We start from the raw sequence: 23,277 nt of genomic DNA on the forward strand, positions 1-23,277 counted from the left end.
GTGGTTGGGATCAATGCGGCGTCGCCACCGCCGGCTGGAATTTTTCCAGGCAGTAGCCCAGCCCGCGCACGGTGGCGATGCGGATGCCACCCACCTCGATCTTCTTGCGCAGGCGGTGCACATAGACCTCGATGGCGTTGTTGCTGACTTCCTCGCCCCATTCGCACAGGTGGTCCACCAGTTGTTCCTTCGATACCAGGCGGCCGCTGCGCGTGAGCAGGATTTCCAGCAGTCCGATCTCGCGCGCCGACAGGTCCAGCATCTGGTCGTTCAGGTAAGCGATGCGCCCGACCTGGTCGTAGGCGAGCGGCCCGTGCCGCATCAGCGTGGCGCCGCCGCCGGCGCCGCGCCGCACCAGCGCGCGCACGCGCGCTTCCAGTTCCGACAGCGCGAAGGGCTTGGCCATGTAGTCGTCGGCGCCCAGGTCCAGGCCCTTGACGCGCTCGTCGACGCTGTCGGCGGCGGTCAGGATCAGCACCGGCAGCATCGCGCCGCGCGCGCGCAGGCGCTTGAGCACCTCCAGCCCGCTCATGCGCGGCAGGCCCAGGTCGAGGATCAGCAGGTCGAAGGTCTGGGTCGACAGCGCCGAATCGGCTTCCAGGCCGTTGGCGACATGGTCGACGGCGTAGCCCGAGTGGCGTAGCGAGCGTGTCAGGCCGTCGGCCAGCACGTCGTCGTCTTCGGCGATCAGAATGCGCATGGTTGTCTCCACCCTGGCCGGCATAGCCGGCACCCGTGCGCAAGGGGCGCGGGGGCGCGAAGGGGCTTGCCAAGCATACTGTTTTTTTATACAGTACCCGCACGTTCCGCTGGGGCCGCCCGGGGAGACCCCCTGGAGTGCGGCCGCGCAGACAGCCGGGCCGGCGCCGATGCCGGCAAATGCCGGTGCCGCGCCACATGCGGCCTATTTATACACCATTGACTCAAGGACGACCATGGACGACAAGAAGGCAGGTGCCGGCGTGAGCGCCGAGAAGCAAAAGGCGCTTGCCGCCGCGCTCTCCCAGATCGAGAAGCAGTTCGGCAAGGGCTCGATCATGCGCCTGGGCGACGGCGAGGTCGAAAAGGACATCCAGGTGGTTTCCACCGGTTCGCTCGGCCTGGACATCGCGCTTGGCGTCGGTGGTCTGCCGCGCGGCCGCGTGGTCGAGATCTACGGTCCCGAATCCTCGGGCAAGACCACGCTGACGCTGCAGGTCGTGGCCGAGATGCAGAAGCTGGGCGGCACCTGCGCCTTTATCGATGCCGAGCACGCGCTGGACGTCAACTACGCCTCCAAGCTCGGCGTCAGCGTCGGCGACCTGCTGATCTCGCAGCCCGACACCGGCGAGCAGGCGCTGGAAATCACCGACGCGCTGGTGCGCTCGGGCTCGATCGACCTGATCGTGATCGACTCGGTCGCCGCGCTGGTGCCCAAGGCCGAAATCGAAGGCGAAATGGGTGATTCGCTGCCCGGCCTGCAGGCCCGCCTGATGAGCCAGGCGCTGCGCAAGCTGACCGGCACCATCAAGCGCACCAACTGCCTGGTGATCTTCATCAACCAGATCCGCATGAAGATCGGCGTGATGTTCGGCTCGCCCGAAACCACCACCGGCGGCAATGCGCTGAAGTTCTACGCCTCGGTGCGCCTGGATATCCGCCGCATCGGCTCGATCAAGAAGGGCGACGACGTGATCGGCAACGAGACCAAGGTCAAGGTGGTCAAGAACAAGGTATCGCCGCCGTTCCGCGAAGCGTTCTTCGACATCCTCTACGGCCAGGGCATCTCGCGCCAGGGCGAGATCATCGACCTGGGCGTGGACGCCAAGATCGTCGAGAAGTCGGGCGCCTGGTACAGCTACAACGGCGAGAAGATCGGCCAGGGCAAGGACAACGCCCGCGAATACCTGCGCGAGAACCCCGATATCGCCGACGAGATCGAAAACAAGGTGCGCGCGGCGCTGGGCGTGGTGGCGATGAACCCCACGGCCGCAGCCGCGGCGGCAACGGTCGAAGGCTGACCGCGCCGGCGCCACTGCGCCATCCGGAAGGCCGGGGCATCGCCGATGCCCCGGCCTTTTTGCTTGGCCCGCAAGCCCCGCCTTCCCTTCGCTGATCCCGGTCATCCATGGCAACCCGTCCCCCGCTGTCGCTGAAGGCCCGCGCCGTCGGCTACCTGTCGCGCCGCGAACACAGCCGCGCGGAACTGGCGCGCAAGCTGGCGCCCCATGCCGAGTCGCCCGAGCAGCTGGAACAATTGCTGGACGCGCTGGAGCGCGAGAACTGGCTGTCGAACCAGCGCTTCGCCGACAGCCTGGTGCATCGCCGCGGCGCCCGCTACGGCACCGCGCGCGTGATGCAGGAAGCCAAGACCCACAAGCTGGGCAGCGAGCAATTGGGCGAACTGCAGCAGCGCCTGCGCGCCACCGAAACCGAGCGTGCGCGCGAGGTCTGGCGCAAGCGCTTCGGCACGCCGCCCGATACGCCCGAGGCGCGCGCCAAGCAGATCCGCTTCATGGTGGCGCGCGGTTTTTCGCGTGCGGTGGTCGGCAAGATCATCCAGGGCGCGGACCAGGAAGAGGACTACGGCGACGGGGATTGAGCGCGCGTGGCGCAGCGGCCAGGGCGCGATTACCTGCGCTGCCGTCATGTGTATTTCGCTGCGTTGCGGCATCCCGCAATGCCGGCACCCCGTTCCAGCCCTGGCCAGGAAGCCGGTGCCTGCTGGTGCATTGCGGCAATGCCCCCCGGCCTGCCGCGCCATCATGGTCGGCCGACAATCCGGGCGCGACAGTTGCCGCACAAGGATGTTCCCGGCCAACGCGGCATGGCATGTTAAACTCCCCGGGTTATTTCGGTGCCGCGGCACCACGGTGCCCCAGCCCCCGGATTCCCCGTAGCCTCCGTCTCTTCCGTATTCTCGTCCGTTTCCCTGCCTGGCCATGCCTCTGTCCCAGCCCGTCAACCGCTCCCTGCGTCACCGTCGCGCCATTACGGCCGAGGCGTACCAGAGAGAGGACGGCCTGTGGGACATCGAAGTGCGCCTGACCGACACCAAGCCCCGTGATATCGAACTGGCCGGCGACCGCATCCGCCCGCAAGGCCAGCCGCTGCACGACCTGTGGCTGCGCATCACCATCGACGAGGCCATGACGGTGCTGGATGCCGAGGCGTGTTCCGACTGGGTGCCGTATCCGTCGCAGTGCGACACCATCGGCCCGGCCTACCGCAAGCTGATCGGGCTGAACCTGCGCAAGGGCTTCCGCAAGGCCGTGCGCGAGCGCCTGGGCGGGATCCATGGCTGCTCGCACCTGACCGAAGCCGCCGGCGTGCTGCCCAGCACCGCGATCCAGGCCTTTGCCGGCGAGGTCATCAGTATCCGCGACAACGGCGAGGACGATCCGAATCCGGAGCCGCCCTATCAGTTGCACGGCTGCCACGCCCTGCGTTTCGACGGCGAGGTGGTTCGTCAGTTTTACCCGCGCTGGTATGGTCACCAGCCGACGCCCAAGGTACGGGCCGAGGCCGCGCCTGCCGTCGCATCCGCGCCTCAGGCGCAGCAGCCCGCGGCCAATGGCGACCGCGGTGGTCACGCAATCGACGGCAACGACGCTGTCCCGGCCGACCGGCCGACCGGCACCTCCGGCTGATTCCCAGGATCGGCCAGCCCGACGAGAGAGTTCGTCTTCTTTTTCAGATTCTTCCCTTCACCCTTTTACGCCTACCCGAAAGGAAACACGCATGAATATCCATGAGTATCAAGGCAAGGAAATCCTGCGCAAATACAATGTGCCGGTTCCGCGCGGCATCCCCGCGTTCTCGGTTGACGAGGCCCTGAAGGCCGCAGAACAGCTCGGCGGCCCGGTGTGGGTTGTCAAGGCGCAGATCCACGCGGGTGGCCGCGGCAAGGGCGGCGGCGTCAAGGTTGCCAAGAGCATGGACGAGGTCAAGACCTACGCGTCCAACATCCTGGGCATGCAACTGGTCACGCACCAGACCGGTCCGGAAGGCAAGAAGGTCAACCGCCTGCTGATCGAAGAAGGCGCCGACATCAAGAAGGAACTGTACGTTTCGCTGGTGGTGGACCGCGTGTCGCAGAAGATCGCGCTGATGGCGTCGAGCGAAGGCGGCATGGACATCGAGGAAGTCGCCGCCCAGACCCCGGAGAAGATCCACACGCTGATCATCGAGCCGTCGACCGGCCTGACCGACGCCGACGCCGACGACATCGCCCGCAAGATCGGCGTGCCCGACGCGAGCGTGGCGCAAGCCCGCCAGGCCCTGCAAGGCCTGTACAAGGCGTTCTATGAAACCGACGCTTCGCTGGCCGAAATCAACCCGCTGATCCTGACCGGCGACGGCAAGGTCATCGCGCTGGACGCCAAGTTCAACTTCGACTCGAACGCGCTGTTCCGTCACCCGGAAATCGTCGCCTACCGCGACCTGGATGAAGAAGACGCCAACGAAATCGAAGCCTCGAAGTTCGACCTGGCCTATATCTCGCTGGACGGCAACATCGGCTGCCTGGTGAACGGCGCCGGCCTGGCCATGGCCACCATGGACACCATCAAGCTGTTCGGCGGCGAGCCGGCCAACTTCCTCGACGTGGGCGGCGGCGCCACCACCGAGAAGGTGACCGAAGCCTTCAAGCTGATGCTGAAGAACCCGAACGTGCAGGCCATCCTGGTCAACATCTTCGGCGGCATCATGCGTTGCGACGTGATCGCCGAAGGCGTGATCTCGGCCTCGAAGGCCGTGTCGCTGAACGTGCCGCTGGTCGTGCGCATGAAGGGCACCAACGAAGAGCTGGGCCGCAAGATGCTGGCTGACTCGGGCCTGCCGATCATCTCGGCCGACACGATGGAAGAAGCCGCCCAGAAGGTCGTGGCTGCCGCCGCCGGCAAGTAAGCCGAGGCGCCGTTACCCAATACAAGCGAACTTCGGCAGCGCGCGTGGCCTTTGCCCGCGCTGCCAGAGTCAAGCAAAGGACGAAAGCATGTCGATTCTGATCAACAAAGACACCAAAGTCATCACCCAGGGCATCACCGGCAAGACCGGCCAGTTCCACACCCGTGGCTGCCGCGACTATGCCAACGGCAAGAACGCCTTCGTCGCCGGCGTGAACCCGAAGAAGGCCGGCGAAGACTTCGAAGGCATTCCCATCTACGCCAGCGTCAAGGACGCCAAGGCCCAGACCGGCGCCACCGTGTCGGTCATCTACGTGCCGCCCGCAGGCGCCGCCGCCGCGATCTGGGAAGCCGTTGACGCCGACCTGGACCTGGTGGTCTGCATCACCGAAGGCATCCCCGTGCGCGACATGATGGAAGTCAAGGACCGCATGCGCCGCGAGAACAAGAAGACCCTGCTGCTGGGACCGAACTGCCCGGGCCTGATCACGCCGGACGAAATCAAGATCGGCATCATGCCGGGCCACATCCACCGCAAGGGCCGCATCGGCGTGGTGTCGCGCTCGGGCACGCTGACGTACGAAGCCGTGGGCCAGCTGACCGCGCTGGGCCTGGGCCAGTCGTCGGCCGTCGGCATTGGTGGCGACCCCATCAACGGCCTGAAGCACATCGACGTGATGAAGATGTTCAACGACGATCCGGACACGGACGCCGTGGTCATGATCGGTGAGATCGGCGGCCCCGACGAGGCCAACGCCGCCCACTGGATCAAGGACAACATGAAGAAGCCGGTGGTCGGCTTCATCGCTGGCGTGACCGCGCCTCCGGGCAAGCGCATGGGCCACGCCGGCGCGCTGATCTCGGGCGGTGCCGACACCGCCCAGGCCAAGCTGGAAATCATGGAAGCCTGCGGCATCAAGGTGACCAAGAACCCGTCGGAAATGGGCCGCTTGCTGAAGGCAATGCTGTAAGCCCTGGCCGCCTTTCCCGCTGCGGCGGGATCGTTTGCTGCTGCAATGCCCCCGCTCCGGCGGGGGCATTGTCGTTTCCGGGGAGTGATTCGGGCGCCATCTTGACCCTGAACATTACAAGATTGAAATGTAATCGAAAGGTTCATCGGTTAAACAGTCATGTCTGCGCTGTCAGACATCCGAAATCCCGTCAGATGACGGGGCGCACCACCACATAGAACTCGAGGAGCCTCCCCGTGGAACTGCTGTCTTCCACCACTTTCTGGATTGCGTTGGGATCGATCATCCTGACCAATATCGTCCTGTCCGGCGACAACGCGGTGGTGATCGCGCTCGCCTCGCGCAACCTGCCGCCCGCCCAGCAGAAGAAGGCCATCTTCTGGGGCAGCGCCGCCGCCATCATCATGCGCGTGGTGCTGACCGTGGCCGCGGTCAAGCTGCTGAGCCTGCCGTACCTGAAGATCATCGGCGCCGTGCTGCTGGTCTACATCGGCGTGCAGCTGCTGACCGGCGAGGACGACGAAGACGGCCATGATGCCAAGGACAATATCTGGGCCGCCATCCGCACCATCCTGATCGCCGACCTGGTGATGTCGCTGGACAACGTGGTCGCCGTGGCCGCCGCCGCGCAGAAGGGGCCGGAAGGCAGCCAGCTGCTGCTGCTGATCGTGGGCCTGGGCCTGTCGATCCCGCTGATCGTGTTCGGCAGCACCATCCTGCTCAAGGTGATGGAGCGCTTCCCGGTCATCATCGTGCTGGGCGCCGCACTGCTCGGCTACCTCGCCGGCGAAATGCTGGTCAGCGACCCGGTCGACGCCGCCTGGTTCGAAGTCCACGTGCCGCACGCCCACCTGGTGTTCGGCGCCGCCGGGGCGATCCTGGTGGTGATCATCGGCAAGCTGCTCAGCCGCCGGTCGGCAAAGACGGCCTGACGGCGATCTGACTGATGCGAAGGGCGGCCATGTGGCCGCCCTTTTTCGTTGGCCACGGTGCGGCATCTGTCGGTGCCCGTGCCAACTAACTCATGTGAGTGATCGCACTTTTTGTCGCGCTGGCCTGAGGCAGCGGTCTCAGGTGACAATTTTTGGCGCAATCGGCGAGCTTTCCCCTGGCGGGTGACGAAATTTGTCGCTTTTCACCCCCTACCGATGGGGGATGCCGCTGGCACACTTGCTGCTCAATCGTCCCCGCGTCACGCAACCGAAGACGTGCAACGCTTAACCAAAATCTCTTCGAGGGGTCAAATTATGCAACGGGTACAACAACTGAAGAAGCTGGGCCGTCGGGTTCAGAAGGGTTTTACGCTGATCGAACTGATGATCGTGGTGGCGATCATTGGTATCTTGGCGGCGATTGCGATTCCGCAGTATCAGGACTATGTGACGCGTAGCCGGTGGGCGTCGGTGTACTCCGGACTGGCAAGTGTGAAGACGGCAATTGGCATGTGTACTCAAGAAAATGCCGGGGCGCTCGCGAATTGCGATGCTGGTACGGCTCCGGTCCCGGCGATTGCAGACGTGAACATGCCCGCAAACGCCGTGCTGACTTCGATTACCGATGGTGTTATCACCGTCACTGGCGGCGCGCCGCTTGGCGGCTGTGTCGTGACGGTGACACCGGGACTCGTGGCTGGGCAGAGCGCGATTACGTGGGCAATCGCTTCTGCAACGGCTGGCTGTGGGCGGGCCGTTATCGGCGGCGTATAATTGTTTGGCTGAAACTGAACACTCAGCAACGGGAAAGCGCCTTCGGGCGCTTTTTCTTTGCCCAGCCCCCAAGCTATCATGCGCCTTTCCCCAACCCAGGCGCCGCAATGCCGCCGTCCCGGCCAAACTTCTCGTCGGCTGTTCTCATCGCAGCAATCGTCATCCCGCTGCTGGTCTCCCGGCACACGCTGCCGCTAGCGACGTTCTACGGCGAATGGGCCGCCGCGCTATGCGGCATTGCCATGATCGCCGCCGTCGCTTTTCATGCGATACGCAGCCCGGTTACGGCGACAGCCGCACCATCCGCGTCGCTGCCGTCAATCGCGCTGCTATTCCTCTGGCTCGTCATCGTCAGCCTGATCTTCGCGAGCCTCGGACACGCCGACGTCTCCGGCAGCCGCTTGATGACAGTCCTTACATTACTGCTCGGTGCCGCCGTGGCATCTGCCGCATGGTGGTATCGCCGCACGCAGGCGGGCAGCGAATCGGATACTGGCGACGCCCTTGCCGTTGCGCTGCTGGTTGCCGGCCTGCTAGGCACCGTTTCGCAATGGGTCCAGCTGTTCCACCTCGAACCCCGCTCCTTCGGCCTCGTCTCTACCTATTTCTACGACACCAACCGCCGCCTCTGGGGCAACCTGAACCAGCCCAACCACCAGGCCACGGTACACGGCCTGGCACTGGTCGCGTCGGTATGGCTGGCCTCGCGTGGTCGCCTCCGCTTTCCGATGTGGCTGGCCGCGGTGGCCTTGCTCGAAAGCGGCATCGTGCTGTCCGGCTCGCGCACCGGCGTGCTGCATGTGGGCCTCGCCGCGTGCTACGCGTTGGTTGCGGCATGGCTGGCGCGTGGCGATCGCCGCGGCCCGGATCCGATGCAGCGCCCGGTCGGACTGGTCGTCGCTGCCATCGCCATGGTGGCCATGCTGCTGGTCCTGCAACCCGCCATCAAGGCAGCAGGGCAGGCCTTCGACTGGCGCCTGTTCGACACCGTCGCCCAACTCGAAGCCGAAGACCAGATCTCAGCGCGCGGCGCGCTGTGGGCGCATGCCATTGCCATGTTCCGCGCCCACCCGTGGTTCGGCGTGGGCTGGGGCGAGTTCGGCTGGGCGCAGTTCCAGCAGCTCGACCAGGTCGGCGTGAAGGTCGAGATGTCCCTGCATGCGCATAACGCGATTCTCGATCTGCTGGCCAAGACCGGCATCGTCGGTACCGTCGGCGTCGGCGTGATCCTGCTGGCGTGGCTGTGGCGCGTGGTGCGGGTGCGTCTGTGGCATGGCGATGGCGAGGAGCGCACGCAGACCGTGCTGGTGCTGACCTGGCTGGCAATGCTGTGCGCGCATTCGATGCTGGAATATCCGCTGCATTACCTGTATTTCTTCCTGCCGTTCTGCTTCATGCTGGGGTGGCTGGAGCCGTCGGGCTTCGGGCGCTGGCGCGTGCCGTTGGCGGTGGCGCGGGGGCTGGCGCTGGCGTTCGTCGCGGTGGCAGCGGTGGTGCTGGGCACCATGTGGCACGACTATCGCCGCGCAGAGGCACGCGAGTATGCCAGCAGCGAAGGCCGCGAGCTCCTGCCGATGCCGCGCTTCTGGTTCCGCCAGCATGCCCAGGCCGATGCGGCGGGGCAGGCCGCGATCACGCCGGAGAATGCGGCGGCGCTGCTGCCCGCGCATGTCGCCGCGGTGCACCTGCTGCCGACGCCGACCATGATCGCGCGCACGGCATGGCTGCTGGCGCTGACGGGCGATGCCGCGCAAGGCCGGCAGTGGATGGAGCGCCTGCGCTGGTATTACCTGGGCGACGAGGCCGCCCAGTACGCGACCATCGCGCAGGCGTGCCGCGGCGTGGCGGCGGGCGAGCGCCCGCAGGCGTTCTGCGGCTGGGCGATCGATCGCTCGCGGCGGCTTGCGGAACTGGGCCGGGACTGACCTAGTAGTACGGGTACGGGCTGTAGTAGACCGGCGGCGGTGGCGGCGGATAGTAGTACCGCGGCGCCGGAGCAGGCACTGCGGCCACGCGCCCCGGCACGGGCACGCGATTGCCGCTGGCGTACATGCACTGCACGTAGGCGGCGTCGTATTGCTGCTGCGTGCCATAGCCCGCGTACTGCGCATTGCCGGCGCCGACCGCAGCGCCTGTCAACAGGCCGATGCCCGCGCCCACCGCGGCACCCGATCCACCATTGAAAGCCGCGCCAGCGGCGGCACCCAGCGCGGTGCCGACCGCGGCGCTGCCGAGCGCGGCATTGTTGGCCGCCTGTGCCGAAGACACGCCGCCGACTCGCCCGAAGGCGAATTGCCGGCAGTTGTAGTCGTCGGCGCGGAACTGGTCGAAGTTCTTGCCGGTACCGGGCAGCGCCATCACGCTGGGTCCGGAGGGAAGCACGGCGCAGGCGCCGAGGGCGAGAGTGGCCACGGCCAGCGTGGCCCGGATCAGGGCATGCATGGTGTCACCCCGCATCAGGAATTGGCCGGCGGCTGTGCCGGTACGCGCTGCCAGCCGCCGGGGCACGACGCCACGTAGGGGTAGTAGCCTTCAGGCTGGCTGCAGTGGTACCACCAGCCCTGCTGCGGCATCACGCCGTCGGGGCCGGGGGCCGGCACCGGGCCGTTCGGGCCTTGCTCGATGTACTGCGGCGGCGCCGCGGGCACCGCCACCACGGGCGGCGGGTAGTAATACGGAGCGGGGTAGTAATAGGGATAACCGCCGTAGAACGCGCCGGGCCCGAGATAGATGCCGACGCCTACACTGGTGCGCGTCTTCACCATGCCGTCGCGCAGATCGCCGCCGTGCCACGCGGCATCGTTGAGATCGGCCCGCCCGGCAAGGGCGGCGCCGCTGGCGGCCGTGGCCGCGAGTGCCAGGGCGATCTGGCAGAGCATGCGCCCGTTCATGGTATTCACCTCATCCCCGCGCGCGCGGACAGGGTCAGCCGGCCGCAATCGCTGGCGGCCCGCAATCATATTGAATACCAAATTGTCGCGCGCAGATGGCGGGGAAGACGCGCCTGGAAATGCGGCGTTACCTTTATTACCGGGGAACGAATCTGGCGTAATTCGAGGCCGGGCCCGCGCTTGCACCGCGTACTGCGCGCGTCACGTACGTGGTGCAGCGAAGGTAGCGATCAACCCGCGGCCACCCAATCCCCGGACTTGCCGCCATGCTTTTCCAGCAGCTTCACATTGCCGATCACCATGCCCCGGTCCACCGCCTTGCACATGTCGTAGATCGTCAGCAGCGCGACCTGCACGCCGGTCAGCGCCTCCATTTCCACGCCGGTCCGGCCGCGGGTCTCGGTGCGCACGGTGCAGGCGACGGTGGCCGTGGGTTCGTCCAGCGCGAACTCGACCGCGACCTTGGTCAGGCCGATCGGGTGGCACAGCGGAATCAGGTCGGCGGTACGCTTGGTGGCCATGATTGCCGCCACGCGGGCGATGCCGATCACGTCGCCCTTTTTTGCGCTGCCGTCGCGCACCAGCGCGAAGGTGGCGGGCTGCATGGTGATGGTGCCGGTGGCCACCGCGACGCGATGGGTGCTGGCCTTGTCGCCGACGTCGACCATGTGGGCTTGTCCGGCGGTGTCGAAATGGGTGAGCTGGGTCATGATCGAGAGCTTCGGAGTGCGTGCATGGGGCCGCCGGTGCCGGCGGCAAGCGTCGCCAGACGGGTCCGATGGGAACGGCCACGGGAGGCCGCTATCATAGCAACATGCCAAAACACCCATCGCTTCGCAGGTCTGCCGCACGCGGCCGTGGCGCCGTGGCAGATGCTGTTCCTGCCGGTTCCGCGTCACATCGCGGCGCCGACAGCCAATGCCGCGCGGACGTCGCGTGGTCGCCGTGGCGGCGGCCGCTGGCGGCGCTGCTGGCGCTGACCTTCGCGGCCCCGGCCTGGCCCCAGGGTACGCCGCGCCCGCCCGCGGCGCCAGCGACGCCGATGGCTGCGCCGCGCGCGCCGGCGCCCGCCACCCCGGTCACATCGTCCGAGGCCGCCGACCAGGTCTACGACAACCTGAACCGCAGCGTGAAGGCGGGCCAGAAATCGGAGTTCGGCCTGCGCAGCAACAACGCGGTGGTGGAAGCGGGCGGGGTGCAGCTGCCGGATCTCGGCGACCCGTCCACCGCATCGCTGTCGCCCGACATGGAAAAGCGGCTGGGCGACCGCATCATGCGCGATATCCGGCGCGACCCGCTGTACGTGCCCGATCCGCTGCTGTCCGATTACCTGAACGCGCTCGGCTACCGGCTGGTGCAGGCGGCGCGGCGCCAGAACATCTCGGGCTCGACCGGCGCGGGCACCTTCGCCACCGGCTTCGACCTGTTCGCGGTGCGCGACCGCAGCATCAACGCCTTTGCGCTGCCGGGCGGCTATATCGGCGTGCATACCGGGCTGCTGGTGCAGTCCGATACCGAATCCGAGCTGGCCTCGGTGCTGGGCCATGAAATCGGCCACGTGATGCAGCGGCATATCGCGCGCGGCATCACCCAGCAGGACCAGTCGATGTGGATTGCGCTGGCGTCGATGGTGCTGGCCGGGCTGGCGGCGACGCGCAGCCCGGATGCGGCGGCGGCGCTGGCGATGGGCGGGCAGGGCGCCGCCATCGCCAACCAGCTGTCGTTCTCGCGCGGCGCGGAGCGCGAGGCCGACCGGGTCGGGTTCCAGATCCTGACCGCGGCGGGCTTCGATCCGCAGGGCATGCCGGATTTCTTCATGCGGCTGCAGCGCGCTTCGGGCACCGCCGAGAATTCGGTGCCGTCCTATGTCCGCACCCACCCGCTGACTTCCGAGCGCATCGCCGACATGCAGGACCGTGTCAGCCATGCCAGCCAGCGCAAGGTGCCGAACACGCCCGAGTACGAGTTCGCACGGATGCGCGCGCGCGTGATCCAGGAAGCGTCGCCGAGCGACCTGCAGAACCTGCGCGCCGCGCTGCGCACGCAACTGAGCGGGGCGTCGACGCTGCGCGCGCCGGCGGTGCACTATGCGCTGGCCTTCGTCGAGCAGCGCCTGCGCCGCTATCCGGCCGCCGAACAGGAACTGGCCGAGGCCCGCCGCCTGTACGGCAATATCCCCGGCGCCAGCTCGGGCAGCCCGATGCTCGACGTGATGGCGGTGGAACTGGCGCGCGCGCAGGGCCGCGTGCCCGAGGCGCTGGCGCAGGCCGGCGCTTCGATGAAGGCCTTCCCGCTGTCGCACGCGGTGGCGGTGGCCTACGCCGAGACCCTGATCGGCTCCGGCCGCCATGACGAAGCGGTGCGCTTCCTGCGCGAGCGCACGCGCCAGGAGACCGGCCGCAGCGAATGGTGGGAGATGCTGGCGCGCGCCTACGCCGGCCAGGGCAAGCGCCTGCAGCAACACCAGGCGCTGGCCGAGAAGTACGCGATGGATGGCGCCTACCAGGCCGCCATCGAACAGCTGCAGATCGCGCGCAAGGCCGGCGACGGCGACTTCTACACGCTGTCCGAGGTCGATGCGCGCCTGCACCAGCTGGAGCGCCAGTACCGCGAGGACAAGCAGGACAACAAGGGCATGCCGAACTGAGCTTGCGGCTCAGCCCGCCGGCGGCGCCGGCTGGCGCACGAAGCCGAAGCGCTTGGGCACCTCGCTCTCGGCAATCGGCTCGATCGGGATATCGCGGCCATCGTGGTGGAACACACCGAGGTCGGCGCCGCAGGCTTCGCCATGCCAGGTGCTGGCGCCGCTGAACTGCTCCAGGTCGTGGTCGTGCAGCAGCGCGGCCTGCAACGCCGGCGCGGTGCCCGCGGCCATGCCGTCGACGCTGCCCGCCAGCACCACGTTGCCGTGCTCGTCGGCAAAGCAGCCCTGCAGCGTGAAAGGCTGCCCGGTGGTGGTCTGCAGCGCGCCCTGGTGCAGCCGCACGATCCACGGCGCATAGCCCAGCGACACGAAGACCCGCTGCGGGCCGTTCTGGAAGTACCAGCAACCGCGCTCGTCGCACTGGTAGTTGCGCTCGATAAAGCCGATCAGCGCCTCATGGCGGATGGGGTCGCCCGAGAGCCCGTGCTGCTGCGCGTACTCATTGCGCAGGCGCCACTGGCCGCGGCGGTCCAGCGCGAGCCAGCCATAGGCATTGGGCACGTTGGGCCAGCGTGCCATGGCCTGCCTGACGATGTCGTCCATCTCTGTCTCCCCGGCGGGCCCGGGTAGGGCGCCCGCCTTACATCATGCTGTCGAAGAATTGCAGGATCCGCGCCGGCAGCCATTCGATATGGCCGCCGAAGCGCCCGTCCGCCTGCAGCGGCAGTTGCCGGCGCCAGCCCGCGGGCGGCGTCATGAAGCCGACATGGCCGCCGTGCTCGGGCTGCTCCAGCCACACCTGCGGGCTGGCGTCGGCCGGGCCGGGCAGGTGCCGGGCCGGCAGGAAGGGATCGTTGCGCGCGTTGAGCACCAGCGTGGGCACGGCGATATCGCGCAGCACGGGTTTGCTGGCGGCGCGGCGCCAGTAGTCGTCGGTATCGGCAAAGCCGTGCAGCGGCGCGGTGACGACGTTGTCGAACGCGTACAGGTCGCGGCTGGCGAGCATGGTGTCGCGGTCGAACAGGCCCGGGAACTGTTCCAGCTTGGCCAGCGACTTGCGCTTGAGCGTCTGCAGGAACATGCGCGTGTAGACCAGGTTGAAGCCGGCCGACAGCGCCGCGCCGCCCGCGGCCAGGTCCAGCGGCGCGGAGATCGCCGCGGCCGCATGCACGTGGCCGGCGCGGCTGCCGTCTTCGCCCAGCATGCGCAGCAAGGCGTTGCCGCCCAGCGAGATCCCCACCACCAGCAGCTTGCGCCCGCCGGCGCAGTGGTGCTGGCGCATGCGCTCCAGTACCCAGCGCAGCTCGGCCGAATCACCGGAGTGGTAGAAGCGCGGCGCCAGGTTGAGTTCGCCCGAGCAGCCGCGGAAATGCGGGATCACGCCCTGCCAGCCGCGCAGCGACAGCGCATGCATCAGCGCCTGCGCGTAGTGGCTGCCGGAGTCGCCCTCCAGCCCGTGGAACATCACCACCAGCGGCGTATCCGGCAGCACCGCGTGGGTGGTCCAGTCGAGGTCGATGAAGTCCTGGTCGGGCGTGGCCCAGCGTTCGCGGCGAAAACTGACGCGCGGCGGGCGGCGCGTGAAGCGCGCGGGGATGATGGTCTGCGCGTGGCCGCCGCGCAGCCACCACGGCATCGGCACGCCTTCGCCGTAGCCGTGCGCGGCGGCGGGATCCGCCTGGATGGCGTAGGGCAGTCGGTGGTGCGGAAGCTGCGTCATGCCGGCCTGGTGTTGCGGCGGGCCGCTGCGCGGCCGCGGATTTCAGTGCAGCGCCTGGCCCGGCGTGGCGGCCACGGCGGCCACCTGCACCGCGTTGGCCGGGCTGCAGTGGATATGGGCCAGGCGCCAGCCTTCGTGGTTCTGCATCAGCACGTAGGTGGTGTGCACGTACAGGTCGGCCTCGACGCGGTCGCTGCCGAAGCGCAGTGCCTCGGTCACATCGAAGATCGACACGGCCATCGACGCGTGGCTGCTGGTTTCGATCGCGTCGACCAGCACCGGCTGTTCTTCCAGCAGTTGCGAGAATGCCTGGCGCAGCTGTTCGTGGCCGATCAGGCGCTGCCCGTCGGGCAGCACGCAGGTGATCGAGTCTTCGTCCAGCCACAGGCGCAGCGCGCCTTCGGCGTCGCGCAGCTTCAGCGCTTCGCGGAAGGCTTCGACGATGTCTTCGGCGGAATCGAACAGGCGGGCAAAGCGAGGCATGGTGGCAATGGACGTGGCTAGGGCAGGGAGGTCAGGGCCGGTGCAGCAGCTTGCGCAGCTCGACGAACACCATTTCCGGTTCGATGTCTTTCAGGCAGCGCAGGTGGCCCAGCGGACACTCGCGCTTGAAGCACGGACTGCACTCCAGCTGCAGCCACATGATACTCGCTGCCTGCGACAGCGGCGGCGTGTGGCGCGGATCGCTCGAGCCGTACACCGCCACCTGGGGCCGGCCCAGCGCCGCGGTCACGTGCATCAGGCCGGAGTCATTGCAGACCGCGGCTTCGGACAGCGCCAGCAGGTCGACTGCGTCGTCGAGCGAGGTCTGGCCGCACAGGTTGCGCACAAACGGGGCCTCGCTGGCGATTTCCGCGGCGATCTCGGCGTCCTTGGCCGAGCCCAGCGCGATCATCTGCGCGTACGGGTAGGAGCGCCGCAGCATCTGCGCCAGCCTGGCGAAATGGGCAGCGGGCCAGCGCTTGGCCGGGCCGAACTCGGCGCCCGGGCAGAACGCGATCACGCGCGTGTGCGGCGCCAGCCCGAAGCGCTCGGCGGTGGCCGCCACGCGCGCCGGGTCCACGCGCAGGCGCGGCTCGCTCAGGTTCTCGGGCAGGCGCGCGCCGGGCTTGAGCGCCAGGCGGGCGTAGTGCTCCACCATCGGCGGGCGGTGGTCGCGCGGCGGGTTGGCGTGGCGCACGTTGAGCATGCCGAAGCGCGCTTCGCCGCGGTAGCCGATGCGCAGCGGAATGCCGGCCAGCCACGGGATCAGCGCCGATTTGAGCGAGTTCGGCAGCACGTAGGCGAGGTCATAGCCTTCGTTTTTCAGCTGCTGCGCGAACATCAGCCGCGCCGACAGCTGCAGCTTGCCGTGCGCGAGGTCGGACGGGAACACGCGGCCGATTTCCGGCATGCGCGCGAGCACCGGCGCGACCCACTTGGGCGCGAGGGCGTCGATGACCAGGCGCGGATGGCGCGCCTTGAGCAGCGCGAACAGCGGCTGCGCCATCAGGGCGTCGCCGATCCAGTTGGGGGCGATGACGAGGGCTTTCTTCATGGAAGGGGCGCAAGGAGCCGGCACGGGCGCAGCGGCGCGGGCGCCGGCAACGCCAACGCTCCGGGGCGCCTGTGGGCGGCCCGGAGCGTCAGGGTGGTGCGATGGCAGTCGGCTCGGGTCAGTGGTGGCCCTTCAGCACGGTGCCCGGCTTGAGCTTGTACACGGTGCCGCAGTAGGGGCACTTGGCTTCGCCGGTGTCGGCCACGTCGAGAAACACGCGCGGATGGTAGTTCCATGCCGGGGTGTTGGCGGTGGGGCAGTGCAGCGGAATGTCTTCAGCGCCGATTTCGATGATGGTCGCGGTTTGCGTCATGGTGTTGCAGGGAATCAAGCTTATTGTTCGTCAAACAAGGGCCGTGCCGCGCCCGCAGCAGCGGGCGCCGGACACGCGGGCTGCCGGCCGGTGCTCAGACCAGCGTCAGCCACTTCTTGTACTTTTCGTCGGTGCCGCCGACGGCGGCAAAGAATGCGTCCTGGATCTGCTTGGTCACCGGGCCGCGGCGGCCCTCGCCGATGATGCGGTCGTCCAGCTCGCGGATCGGCGTGACTTCGGCGGCGGTGCCGGTGAAGAAGGCTTCGTCGGCGCAGTACATCTCGTCGCGGGTGATGCGCTTCTCGCGCACCTCGATGCCCAGGTCGCGCGCGATGGTCAGGGTGGCGTCGCGGGTGATGCCGTCCAGGCACGAGGCCAGGTCCGGGGTGTAGATCACGCCGTTGCGCACGATGAAGACGTTCTCGCCCGAGCCTTCGCTGACGTAGCCGTCGGTGTCGAGCAGCAGCGCTTCGTCGTAGCCCAGCCCGGTGGCTTCCTGGTTGGCCAGGATCGAGTTGATGTAGTAGCCGCTGGCCTTGGCGCGCACCAGCGACACGTTGACGTGGTGGCGGGTGAACGAAGATGTCTTGACGCGGATGCCGCGCTCCATGCCTTCCTCGCCCAGGTAGGCGCCCCACGGCCACGCGGCGATGGCGACGTGGATGGTGTTGCCCTTGGCCGAGACGCCCAGCTTTTCCGAGCCGATCCACACCAGCGGGCGGATGTAGCAGGATTCCAGGTTGTTGGCGCGCACCACCTCGCGCTGCGCGGCTTCGAGCGTGGCCTCGTCGAAGGGCATCGCCATCTGGAAGATCTTGGCCGAATTGAACAGGCGGCGGGTGTGCTCCTTCAGGCGGAAGATGGCGGTGCCTTCAGGGGTCTTGTAGGCGCGCACGCCCTCGAACACGCCCATGCCGTAGTGCAGCGTATGCGTCAGCACGTGGATCTTGGCGTCGCGCCATTCGATCAGCTTGCCGTCCATCCAAATCTTGCCGTCGCGATCCGCCATCGACATGTCTGTTCTCCCTGCGCCGTGAAAGTAGCAAAAACGATATTGTAAGCCCGGGGGGCATGGGTCACAACGCGATGACGGCGCCGCGGCGGTCTAGAATGCGCTTTTTCCGGGCATTGCCGCCGTGGCGGCGGTACGCGCGCCCACCGACCCTTGCTGCGAGCCGTGCCTCCGAGCCCACTTTCCCGCCCCGATCGCCAGCCTGACGCCGTGCCGGACGCCCCCGACGCCCCGGCGCCGCAGGCCGACTGGCAGCAGGCACTGGACGCGCTGCGCGCGCTCGCGGGCACCGATGCGGAAGCCGCGGCTGGCGCGGCCGGGCCGGCGCGGCGCCTGCTGTGGGCGCTGACGCTGGACGCCGACGGCGCGCCCGGCACGATCGAGCCGCTCGAGCAGGTGCGCGGCCCGAAGGGCTGGGGCAAGCCGCGGCCGGTGCCGCTGGCGCGGATTGCCGGGGACGACCGGCTCGAACCCTGGGACGCGCGCGTGGCGCGCGCGATCCGCCGCGACGCCTCGCACCACCGGCGCTATGTGCTCGACCGCGCCATGGCGCTGATGGCGCTGGCCGGGCACCCGGGCGTGGTGCTGGCCCACGCGCCCACGCAGACGCTGGAGGTGGTCGAGGACGCGCCCGCGCTGGAGGCGGTGCGCAGCGCCGGCCGCTACGTGCTGCGGCTGTTCCCGCCACTGCGCGAGGCGCCGGCCATGGAGGCGCTGCTGCCCGCGGCCGCGCGCCAGGAGGCCGAGGCGCTGCGCCAGCTCACGCTGCTGCGCGACGGCCCGCACCGGTTGCGGCTGATTCGCTATACCCCGGCCCAATTCGAGGCCGCGCGGCTGATCGGCAACGGCCTGGCGATCCCTGAGGAAGGCCACGCCCGCCTCGACCAGACCCTGCGCGCGCTCGCCGGGCAGTTCCAGATCCAGGCCGATGCCGCGGCCGGCACGCGCACGGTCGAGGCCGAGACGCGCCTGCGCGCCGAAGTGGCGCCGGTGGGGCGCGGCATCTCGCTGCGGCTGGTGGTGACGCCGCTGGGCCCGCTGGGGCCGCGGCTGGCACCCGGCGCCGGGCGCGAACGGCTGATGGCCACGGTGCGCGGCGAGACCCTGTCCACGCAGCGCGACCTCGACGCCGAGCTGGCCAGCGTGGCCGAGGTCTTCGCCGCGCTGCCGCAGCTGGTGGCGCTGGCGCCGCCGGGCGGCGAATACACCTGGTCGCTGGACGATCCCGAGGACGCGCTCGCGGTGGTCGAGGCGCTGCCGTCGCTGCCCGCGGTGCAGGCGCTCGAATGGCCGCGCGGCAAGGCGCTGCGCGTGCTGCCCGCCGACCTGCCGCAGCTGGGCGTGCAGATCGAGAGCCGCGGCGCCTGGTACAAGCTGGCGGGCGAGCTGCGCGTGGCCGAGGGACTGGTGCTGGAACTGGGCCAGCTGATCGACTGGACCGGCAGCCATGCCGGGCGCTTCGTGCCGATGGGGCAGGGCGTCTACGTGGCGCTGACGAGTGCGCTGCGGGGACGGCTGCGCGATCTTGCCGGCGTGGGCGAGCGTGTGCCCGACGGCATCCGCGTGCCGCAGATGGCCACCCCCTGGCTGGACGATGTGCTGGCCGGCGCGGGCGTCGATCCCGACGCGCATTTCCGCACGCGCATGGCACAGTTGCGCGCCGCGCGCGCAGCCGAAATCGCGCTGCCTGCCACCCTGGCGGCCGAGCTGCGCCCCTACCAGGAAGCCGGCTACCGCTGGGCCATGACGCTGGCCGCCTCCGGCCTGGGCGCCTGCCTGGCCGACGACATGGGACTGGGCAAGACCCTGCAGGCGCTGGCCGTGCTGGTCGCGCGCGCGCCTGGCGGCGCGGCGCTGGTGATCGCCCCCACCTCGGTGTGCGGCAACTGGGCCGCCGAGGCGCGGCGCTTCGCGCCCACGCTCAACGTCCACGTCTATGCCGAGGGCGACCGCGACGCGCTGCTGGCGCAGGCCGGGCCGCATGACCTGGTGATCGTCTCGTACACGCTGCTGCAGCAGGCCAGCAAGGACTTCTGCGCGCGCGACTGGCATACCGTGGTCGCCGACGAGGCCCAGGCCTTCAAGAACGCCGTCACGCGGCGCGCGCAGGCGATGTTCGCGCTGCCGTCGGGCTTCCGCATGGCGCTGACCGGCACGCCGGTGGAGAACCGGCTGGCCGAGCTGTGGTCGGTGATGCGGTTCTGCAATCCGGGGCTGCTGGGCTCGCTGGCGCGTTTCAACGAGCATTTCGCCAACCCGATCGAACGCGCCGGCAGCCGCGAGGCGCGCCTGCGGCTGCGCCGCATGATCGCGCCGTTCGTGCTGCGCCGGACCAAGGCGCAGGTGCTGGACGAACTGCCGCCGCGTACCGAGCTGGTGATCCGGGTCGAGCCCGAGCCGGCGGAGGCCGCGCACTACGAAGCGCTGCGCCGCCAGGCCCAGACCGAGGCCGAAGCCGCGCTGGCGCGCGTGGAGTCCGCGCGCAAGGCCAACCGCGATGCGCCGGCGGGCGCGCGCGCGCGGGCGCAGGTCCAGCAGCAGGCGCAGGCACGCCTGCACGTGCTGGCGCAACTGATGCGGCTGCGCCGCGCGGCGTGCGACCCGCGCCTGGTCACGCCGGAAATCAGTGGGCAGTTGGACCAAGGCGCCAAGCTGCGCGCCTTTGTGGAACTGGCCAGCGGGCTGGCCGCCAGCGGCCACAAGACCCTGGTGTTCAGCCAGTTCGTCGATTTCCTGCAGCTGCTGCGCCAGGGGCTGGAGCGCGCCGGGCTGGCGCTGCAATACCTGGACGGCGCCACGCCCGCGGCCGAGCGCACGCGCCGCGTCGCCGCGTTCCAGTCCGGCGAGGGCGATGTGTTCCTGATCAGCCTGAAGGCCGGCGGCTTCGGCCTGAACCTGACCGCGGCCGACTACGTGATCATCGCCGACCCGTGGTGGAACCCCGCCGCCGAGGACCAGGCCATGGGCCGCGCGCACCGTATCGGCCAGCAGCGCCCGGTCACGGTGTACCGGCTGATCAATGCCGGCACCATCGAGGAGCGCATCGTCGACCTGCACCGCGACAAGCGCGCGCTGGCCGACGGCCTGCTGGAGGCGGACGACGACCACCCGGCGGGCACCGGCGCGGCGCTGCCGGACGTCGACGAGCTGGTGGGGCTGCTGCGGCGCTGAACAACCGGCAGCGCGCAGGGCCGTTGCCATATGCCCGCACGGCATACCTTCAGGCAAACTCAGTCGTTTGGTTTTGGCAGGAACCTTGCTATCTTGTTGCGCTGGCCCGGGGCCCAGACCCCGGCCAGCGTGCCGGTCCACAGCTCCGGGCCGCTTCCTTGCTGACATCCACCGACGGTGCCCCCAATGCCAAATTCGTCCCGCCTGCTTCCGCGCTTGTCCTTCCGTTCCGCCGCCCGCGTGGCCGCGCTGTGTGCCGCCGCCGTCAGCACGGTCAGCCTGCCCGTCCACGCGCAAGGTGAATGGCCGGCGCAGCCGGTGACGATCCTGATGGGCTTCACCGCCGGCTCCGGTGTCGACATCGTCGGCCGCACGCTGCAGGAATCGCTGCAGAAGTCGCTGAAGACCACCATCGTCTATGACTACCGGCCGGGCGCCGGCGGCAACGTGGCTTCGGAGGTGGTGGCGCATGCCAGGCCGGACGGCTATACGCTGCTGCTCGGCACCGCCGCCACGCACGGCATCAACCCGGCACTGTACAAGACGCTGCCGTTCGATGCCGATGCGGATTTCACCCCGATCGCGCCGCTGGTCGAGGTCTCCAACGTGCTGACCATCAACCCGGCGGTGCTCGACGTCAAGTCGGTCAGGGAATTCATCGAGAAGGTCAAGGCCAATCCCGGCAAGTACAACTTTGCCTCCACCGGCAACGGGACCGGCACGCACCTGGCGTTTGCCGAGTTCAATGCGCGCGCCGGGCTGGACATGGTGCACGTGCCCTACAAGGGCGGCCCCGACGCGCTGCAGGCGGTGGTGAAGGGCGAGGTCTGCTGCATCTTCAACCAGGTGCAGAGCGTGCTGCCGCAGTACCGCGCCGGCAAGGTGCGGCTGCTGGGCGTGACCACCAAGCAGCGCGTGCAGGTGATCCCCGACGTGCCGACCATTGCCGAGAGCGGCCTGCCCGGCTTCAACAGCACCATCTGGTTCGGCCTGTTCGGACCCAAAGGGCTGGACCCGAAGATCGCGCGCAAGGTCAATGACGCGGTCAAGGTGGCGCTGGAAACGCCGGCGATCCGCCAGAAGCTGATCGATGCCGGCAACACGCCGCGGGTCGAGACCGTGGACCAGTTCAAGGCCACGGTGAAGGCCGACCGCCAGAAGTGGGCGGGCGTGGTCAAGACCGTGGGCGCGTCGATCGACTGATCGCGCTCCACGCGGCCGGGGGGCCTGCGCCGCTAGGCCCGCACCCCCAGCCGCGTCAGCAGGTGCGCCAGTTGCGCCTGCGTGCCGGTCCCGGTCTTGGTGAAGATGGCCTTGAGCTGCGTGCGTCCGGTCTCGCGCCGGATGCCGATCAGCTCGCAGGCCTCGGGCAGGCCGATGCCCGTGGACAGCTGCAAGGCCAGCCGTATTTCCGCCGGCGTCAGGCCGTAGAGGTCGCGCAACACGGTGGGCAGCGTCATCGGCGCGGCGCCTGGCTCGTGAATCGCCACCAGCACGCTGGGGCGCTGCCAGTCCAGCGCCAGGTGATGGGCCGGGGGCAGCGGCAGCAGGATCACCTGCGCCTGCCGGCCCGCGCCATCGACGGCGCGCAGTGCCTGCGCCGGCTGCACGGTGGCGGGGCTGCACACCGCCCGCAGCGCCTCGGCGAACGGGCGCGACAGGGTCCAGCCGCCATCCTCGCGCGCGGCGAACGGCGCCGCGGCGCTGGTTTCGATCGACACCGCCGGCAGCAGCCTGCGCACCCAGGTTTCGCCGATGCTGTTGGCCAGCAGCGGCTTGCCGTCGTCGCGGAACACGATCACGCCGAACGGCAGCCGCTCCATCAACTGCGACGACGCATGCGCCAGCGCCGATACCTGGTGGGTGCGCTCGCGCAGCGCCATGGCCTGGCGCACGTGCGGGATCGCCCAGTCGAGCGCGCGTGCGTCCTCGGGCGAGAAGTGGTCGTGGCCGTGCGGGCGCTGCAGCGACAGGAATACGTCGTAGTGCGGCTGGCGCTCGACCAGGCAGGCCATCACCGATGACTGTTCGATCGGGCGCAGGAACTCGCCGTAGAAGGGCGACTTGCGCATGACCTGCGGGCCCAGCTCGCGCGAATCGATATACCAGCTGCCCACCGCCATGCGCCGCGCGAACGGCAGCGCCGGATCGATCGCGGCGAACTGTTCGCGGTAGGCGGCCACCGCCTCGGGCATCGGGTTGACCTCCTGGTGCACCAGCACGCGCTCGTGCACGGTGTCGAGCACGAGCAGGTGCGCGTGACTGCTGCCGCTGGCCTGGCACAGCGCGCCCAGACTGCGCTGCCAGGCGTCGGCGTCGAAAATCCCCTCGTACAGCGCGCGAATGGTGTCGTGCATCTGTGTGTCGCTCATGGCTTCCCTTCTTTTTACTTCTTTTATTTTTAGCACTTTACCCGCGTGGCAGCG

At 68.7% G+C, this 23,277-nt stretch carries 22 protein-coding genes; 11 read left to right on the forward strand and 11 right to left on the reverse strand.

The genetic code is table 11. The annotated features are described in order from the left end of the window. Nucleotides 1-10 precede the first annotated feature (10 nt). Nucleotides 11-700, reverse strand: a complete 690-nt coding sequence (locus tag CBM2594_RS03805; protein WP_116355675.1) for a response regulator — start codon at nucleotides 698-700, stop codon at nucleotides 11-13. A 235-nt stretch (nucleotides 701-935) separates the two neighbouring features. On the opposite strand from CBM2594_RS03805, the gene recA reads away from it, so the two are divergent. From recA to CBM2594_RS03845, 8 genes are all read left to right on the forward strand, one after another. Beyond that, nucleotides 936-2,000, forward strand: coding sequence for a recombinase RecA (gene recA / locus CBM2594_RS03810; RefSeq protein WP_116355676.1), 1,065 nt, complete (start codon nucleotides 936-938; stop codon nucleotides 1,998-2,000). A 107-nt stretch (nucleotides 2,001-2,107) separates the two neighbouring features. Next, a complete protein-coding gene (gene recX / locus CBM2594_RS03815) occupies nucleotides 2,108-2,581 on the forward strand; it encodes a recombination regulator RecX (RefSeq protein WP_116355677.1) in 474 nt (157 codons plus the stop codon). Between the two features lie 340 nt (nucleotides 2,582-2,921). Continuing rightward, nucleotides 2,922-3,629 carry a DUF2889 domain-containing protein gene (locus CBM2594_RS03820; protein ID WP_116355678.1) on the forward strand — a complete coding sequence of 236 codons (708 nt, stop codon included), beginning with the start codon at nucleotides 2,922-2,924 and terminating at the stop codon, nucleotides 3,627-3,629. A 91-nt stretch (nucleotides 3,630-3,720) separates the two neighbouring features. Beyond that, the gene (gene sucC, locus CBM2594_RS03825; protein WP_116355679.1) at nucleotides 3,721-4,887 is read left to right on the forward strand and encodes an ADP-forming succinate--CoA ligase subunit beta; all 1,167 of its coding nucleotides are present in this window, start codon (nucleotides 3,721-3,723) and stop codon (nucleotides 4,885-4,887) included. 88 nt (nucleotides 4,888-4,975) lie between these two features. Next, a complete protein-coding gene (gene sucD, locus CBM2594_RS03830) occupies nucleotides 4,976-5,857 on the forward strand; it encodes a succinate--CoA ligase subunit alpha (protein WP_116294326.1) in 882 nt (293 codons plus the stop codon). A 236-nt stretch (nucleotides 5,858-6,093) separates the two neighbouring features. Continuing rightward, complete coding sequence (locus CBM2594_RS03835; protein ID WP_116355680.1) at nucleotides 6,094-6,789, forward strand: TerC family protein; 696 nt, start codon at nucleotides 6,094-6,096, stop codon at nucleotides 6,787-6,789. A gap of 315 nt (nucleotides 6,790-7,104) precedes the next feature. Further along, the gene (locus CBM2594_RS26980) at nucleotides 7,105-7,563 is read left to right on the forward strand and encodes a pilin (RefSeq protein WP_116355681.1); all 459 of its coding nucleotides are present in this window, start codon (nucleotides 7,105-7,107) and stop codon (nucleotides 7,561-7,563) included. A 107-nt stretch (nucleotides 7,564-7,670) separates the two neighbouring features. Further along, nucleotides 7,671-9,488 carry a PglL family O-oligosaccharyltransferase gene (locus tag CBM2594_RS03845; RefSeq protein ID WP_116355682.1) on the forward strand — a complete coding sequence of 606 codons (1,818 nt, stop codon included), beginning with the start codon at nucleotides 7,671-7,673 and terminating at the stop codon, nucleotides 9,486-9,488. A 1-nt stretch (nucleotide 9,489) separates the two neighbouring features. Here the strand turns inward: CBM2594_RS03845 and CBM2594_RS03850 are convergent, their stop codons facing one another. From CBM2594_RS03850 to moaC, 3 genes are all read right to left on the reverse strand, one after another. Further along, on the reverse strand, nucleotides 9,490-10,005 hold the full coding sequence (locus CBM2594_RS03850; RefSeq protein ID WP_092307818.1) for a hypothetical protein: 516 nt from the start codon (nucleotides 10,003-10,005) through the stop codon (nucleotides 9,490-9,492). Between the two features lie 14 nt (nucleotides 10,006-10,019). Then, nucleotides 10,020-10,454, reverse strand: a complete 435-nt coding sequence (locus CBM2594_RS03855) for a hypothetical protein (RefSeq protein WP_116355683.1) — start codon at nucleotides 10,452-10,454, stop codon at nucleotides 10,020-10,022. A gap of 230 nt (nucleotides 10,455-10,684) precedes the next feature. Next, nucleotides 10,685-11,164 (reverse strand): cyclic pyranopterin monophosphate synthase MoaC, encoded by a 480-nt coding sequence (moaC, locus tag CBM2594_RS03860; RefSeq protein ID WP_116355684.1) that lies wholly within the window; start codon nucleotides 11,162-11,164, stop codon nucleotides 10,685-10,687. 104 nt (nucleotides 11,165-11,268) lie between these two features. On the opposite strand from moaC, the gene CBM2594_RS03865 reads away from it, so the two are divergent. Beyond that, a complete protein-coding gene (locus tag CBM2594_RS03865) occupies nucleotides 11,269-13,101 on the forward strand; it encodes a M48 family metalloprotease (protein ID WP_116355685.1) in 1,833 nt (610 codons plus the stop codon). Between the two features lie 9 nt (nucleotides 13,102-13,110). Here CBM2594_RS03865 and CBM2594_RS03870 read toward each other — a convergent pair whose 3' ends face one another. From CBM2594_RS03870 to CBM2594_RS03895, 6 genes are all read right to left on the reverse strand, one after another. Then, a complete protein-coding gene (locus CBM2594_RS03870; RefSeq protein ID WP_116355686.1) occupies nucleotides 13,111-13,701 on the reverse strand; it encodes a DUF2946 family protein in 591 nt (196 codons plus the stop codon). Nucleotides 13,702-13,738: 37 nt separating this feature from the next. Next, on the reverse strand, nucleotides 13,739-14,818 hold the full coding sequence (locus CBM2594_RS03875; protein WP_116355687.1) for a YheT family hydrolase: 1,080 nt from the start codon (nucleotides 14,816-14,818) through the stop codon (nucleotides 13,739-13,741). A 42-nt stretch (nucleotides 14,819-14,860) separates the two neighbouring features. Continuing rightward, complete coding sequence (locus tag CBM2594_RS03880) at nucleotides 14,861-15,301, reverse strand: YybH family protein (protein WP_116355688.1); 441 nt, start codon at nucleotides 15,299-15,301, stop codon at nucleotides 14,861-14,863. A gap of 31 nt (nucleotides 15,302-15,332) precedes the next feature. Continuing rightward, complete coding sequence (gene waaF / locus CBM2594_RS03885; protein WP_116355689.1) at nucleotides 15,333-16,355, reverse strand: lipopolysaccharide heptosyltransferase II; 1,023 nt, start codon at nucleotides 16,353-16,355, stop codon at nucleotides 15,333-15,335. Nucleotides 16,356-16,473: 118 nt separating this feature from the next. Beyond that, entirely contained in the window at nucleotides 16,474-16,668 is a 195-nt protein-coding gene (locus tag CBM2594_RS03890) for a zinc-finger domain-containing protein (RefSeq protein WP_010812205.1), read from the reverse strand. A gap of 94 nt (nucleotides 16,669-16,762) precedes the next feature. After that, on the reverse strand, nucleotides 16,763-17,683 hold the full coding sequence (locus tag CBM2594_RS03895; RefSeq protein WP_116355690.1) for a branched-chain amino acid transaminase: 921 nt from the start codon (nucleotides 17,681-17,683) through the stop codon (nucleotides 16,763-16,765). Between the two features lie 207 nt (nucleotides 17,684-17,890). Between CBM2594_RS03895 and CBM2594_RS03900 the strand changes: the two genes are divergently transcribed. Beyond that, nucleotides 17,891-20,851: a DEAD/DEAH box helicase gene (locus CBM2594_RS03900; RefSeq protein WP_232346553.1), complete on the forward strand. Its 2,961-nt coding sequence runs from the start codon at nucleotides 17,891-17,893 to the stop codon at nucleotides 20,849-20,851. A gap of 186 nt (nucleotides 20,852-21,037) precedes the next feature. Further along, a complete protein-coding gene (locus tag CBM2594_RS03905; protein ID WP_116355692.1) occupies nucleotides 21,038-22,054 on the forward strand; it encodes a Bug family tripartite tricarboxylate transporter substrate binding protein in 1,017 nt (338 codons plus the stop codon). Between the two features lie 32 nt (nucleotides 22,055-22,086). Here the strand turns inward: CBM2594_RS03905 and CBM2594_RS03910 are convergent, their stop codons facing one another. Continuing rightward, nucleotides 22,087-23,223, reverse strand: a complete 1,137-nt coding sequence (locus CBM2594_RS03910; protein WP_116355693.1) for a helix-turn-helix transcriptional regulator — start codon at nucleotides 23,221-23,223, stop codon at nucleotides 22,087-22,089. Between the last annotated feature and the right edge of the window lie 54 nt (nucleotides 23,224-23,277).

Origin of the sequence: Cupriavidus taiwanensis, from assembly GCF_900249755.1 — a bacterium.
Taxonomy (GTDB): Bacteria; Pseudomonadota; Gammaproteobacteria; order Burkholderiales; family Burkholderiaceae; genus Cupriavidus; species Cupriavidus taiwanensis_D.

Bases quoted from the DNA above. Each gene is read 5' to 3' on its own strand.
- CBM2594_RS03805 (WP_116355675.1), bottom strand. From the start codon at position 700: ATGCGCATTCTGATCGCCGAAGACGACGACGTGCTGGCCGACGGCCTG.
- recA (WP_116355676.1), top strand. From the start codon at position 936: ATGGACGACAAGAAGGCAGGTGCCGGCGTGAGCGCCGAGAAGCAAAAG.
- recX (WP_116355677.1), top strand. From the start codon at position 2,108: ATGGCAACCCGTCCCCCGCTGTCGCTGAAGGCCCGCGCCGTCGGCTAC.
- CBM2594_RS03820 (WP_116355678.1), top strand. From the start codon at position 2,922: ATGCCTCTGTCCCAGCCCGTCAACCGCTCCCTGCGTCACCGTCGCGCC.
- sucC (WP_116355679.1), top strand. From the start codon at position 3,721: ATGAATATCCATGAGTATCAAGGCAAGGAAATCCTGCGCAAATACAAT.
- sucD (WP_116294326.1), top strand. From the start codon at position 4,976: ATGTCGATTCTGATCAACAAAGACACCAAAGTCATCACCCAGGGCATC.
- CBM2594_RS26980 (WP_116355681.1), top strand. From the start codon at position 7,105: ATGCAACGGGTACAACAACTGAAGAAGCTGGGCCGTCGGGTTCAGAAG.
- CBM2594_RS03845 (WP_116355682.1), top strand. From the start codon at position 7,671: ATGCCGCCGTCCCGGCCAAACTTCTCGTCGGCTGTTCTCATCGCAGCA.
- CBM2594_RS03850 (WP_092307818.1), bottom strand. From the start codon at position 10,005: ATGCATGCCCTGATCCGGGCCACGCTGGCCGTGGCCACTCTCGCCCTC.
- CBM2594_RS03855 (WP_116355683.1), bottom strand. From the start codon at position 10,454: ATGAACGGGCGCATGCTCTGCCAGATCGCCCTGGCACTCGCGGCCACG.
- moaC (WP_116355684.1), bottom strand. From the start codon at position 11,164: ATGACCCAGCTCACCCATTTCGACACCGCCGGACAAGCCCACATGGTC.
- CBM2594_RS03865 (WP_116355685.1), top strand. From the start codon at position 11,269: ATGCCAAAACACCCATCGCTTCGCAGGTCTGCCGCACGCGGCCGTGGC.
- CBM2594_RS03870 (WP_116355686.1), bottom strand. From the start codon at position 13,701: ATGGACGACATCGTCAGGCAGGCCATGGCACGCTGGCCCAACGTGCCC.
- CBM2594_RS03875 (WP_116355687.1), bottom strand. From the start codon at position 14,818: ATGACGCAGCTTCCGCACCACCGACTGCCCTACGCCATCCAGGCGGAT.
- CBM2594_RS03880 (WP_116355688.1), bottom strand. From the start codon at position 15,301: ATGCCTCGCTTTGCCCGCCTGTTCGATTCCGCCGAAGACATCGTCGAA.
- waaF (WP_116355689.1), bottom strand. From the start codon at position 16,355: ATGAAGAAAGCCCTCGTCATCGCCCCCAACTGGATCGGCGACGCCCTG.
- CBM2594_RS03890 (WP_010812205.1), bottom strand. From the start codon at position 16,668: ATGACGCAAACCGCGACCATCATCGAAATCGGCGCTGAAGACATTCCG.
- CBM2594_RS03895 (WP_116355690.1), bottom strand. From the start codon at position 17,683: ATGTCGATGGCGGATCGCGACGGCAAGATTTGGATGGACGGCAAGCTG.
- CBM2594_RS03905 (WP_116355692.1), top strand. From the start codon at position 21,038: ATGCCAAATTCGTCCCGCCTGCTTCCGCGCTTGTCCTTCCGTTCCGCC.
- CBM2594_RS03910 (WP_116355693.1), bottom strand. From the start codon at position 23,223: ATGAGCGACACACAGATGCACGACACCATTCGCGCGCTGTACGAGGGG.